At 74.7% G+C, this 1,892-nt stretch carries 1 protein-coding gene; it reads left to right on the forward strand.

The genetic code is table 11. The annotated features are described in order from the left end of the window. A partial coding sequence (gene cobT / locus VR44_RS39535) for a nicotinate-nucleotide--dimethylbenzimidazole phosphoribosyltransferase (protein ID WP_045952531.1) occupies positions 1 to 1,697 on the forward strand: 1,697 nt, incomplete at its 5' end. Positions 1,698 to 1,892 lie beyond the last annotated feature (195 nt).

A 1,892-nucleotide genomic window follows, 5' to 3' on the forward strand; every position in this document is an offset into this window, starting at 1 on the left:
AGGCCGTGCTGCGCGTCATGCGCGAACGCCGCGACATCCGCAACGGCTTCCGCACCGACCCCATCCCGCACGAGGTGCTGCTGCGCGTCCTGGAGGCCGCCCACCACGCCCCCAGCGTCGGCCACTCCCAGCCCTGGGACTTCGTCGTCATCCGGTCGGCGGAGACCCGCCGCACCATGCACGAGCTCGCCCAGCGCCAGCGCGAGGCCTACGCCAAGTCGCTGCCCAAGGGCCGGGCCAAGCAGTTCAAGGAACTGAAGATCGAGGCCATCCTCGACACCCCGGTGAACATCGTCGTCACCGCCGACCCCACCCGCGGCGGCCGCCACACCCTCGGCCGGCACACCCAGCCGCAGATGGCCCCGTACTCCTCCGCCCTCGCGGTCGAGAACCTCTGGCTCGCCGCGCGCGCCGAAGGCCTCGGCGTGGGCTGGGTCAGCTTCTTCGACGAGCGCGAGATGGTCCGCGCCCTCGGCCTCCCCGAGCACCTGGAGGTCGTCGCCTACCTGTGCGTCGGGTACGTGGACGAGTTCCCCGAGGAGCCGGAGCTGATGCAGGCGGGCTGGGCCCAGCGCCGCCCGCTGGCCTGGGTCGTGCACGAGGAGACGTACGGGCGCCGCGCGCTGCCCGGCGAGGCCCCGCACGACCTGCTCTCCGACACCGTCGCCAGTATCCGCCCGCTCGACGCCAAGGCGCTCGGCGAGGCCTGGGAGCGGCAGAAGCGCATGACGAAGCCCGCCGGCGCGCTCGGCATGCTGGAGATCATCTCCGCGCAGCTGGCGGGCCTGTCCCGGGTCTGCCCGCCGCCGATCCCGGAGCCGGCCGCCGTCGCGATCTTCGCCGGCGACCACGGCGTCCACGCCCAGGGCGTCACCCCCTGGCCCCAGGAGGTCACCACGCAGATGGTGGCCAACTTCCTGGGCGGCGGGGCCGTTTGCAACGCCTTCGCCAACCAGGTCGGCGCCGAGGTGTGCGTCGTCGACGTCGGCGTGAAGGGCGACCTGCCCGCCACCCCGGGCCTGCTGCCGCGCAAGGTCCGCCCGGGCACGGACGACCTGTCCGCGGGCCCCGCGATGAGCCGCGAGGACGCCATCGCGGCCATCGAGGTCGGCATCGAGACCGCGCGCGACCTCGTCGCGGCGGGCAACAAGGCGCTCCTGACGGGCGAGATGGGCATCGCGAACACGACCGTGTCCGCCGCCCTGATCTCCGTCTTCACGGGTGTCGACCCGGCCGAGGTCACCGGCCGCGGCACCGGCATCAACGACGAGACGCACGCCCGCAAGGTCGACGTCGTCCGCCGCGCCCTGGAGCTCCACCAGCCGGACGTGAACGACCCGATCGGCGTCCTGGCCGCCATCGGCGGCCTGGAGCACGCCGCGATCGTCGGCCTGATCCTCGGCGGCGCCTCCCTGCGCACCCCGGTCATCCTGGACGGCGTCAGCGCCGGCGCCGCCGCCCTGGTGGCCCGCGCCATCGCCCCCGAAGCCCTGTCGGCCTGCATCGCGGGCCACCGCAGCGCGGAACCGGGCCACGTGGCCGCCCTGAACAAGCTGGGCCTGCGCCCCCTGGTCGACCTGGACCTCCGCCTCGGCGAAGGCACGGGCGCCCTCCTGGCCCTCCCCTTGGTCCAGAGCGCGGCCCGCGCGATGCACGAGGTGGCCACGTTCGACTCGGCGGGCGTGACGGAGAAGTAACCACCACGCACGCGGGGCCGGACACCACGGGGTGTCCGGCCCCGCTGCGTTCCGGCCAGCTTTTTGGCGGTGGCTGCCCACCGCCCCCCGGCTGCGGGGCGGTGGGCAGGGGGACGGGAGCCCGCCTGGCGGGAGTGACCAGCCGGCCGGGATGCCCGGTGGTCGGGGTCCCGGCGGGGCGGTCTCGGAGCAGCC

Source organism: Streptomyces katrae (assembly GCF_000966975.1).
GTDB classification, from domain to species: Bacteria; Actinomycetota; Actinomycetes; order Streptomycetales; family Streptomycetaceae; genus Streptomyces; species Streptomyces katrae.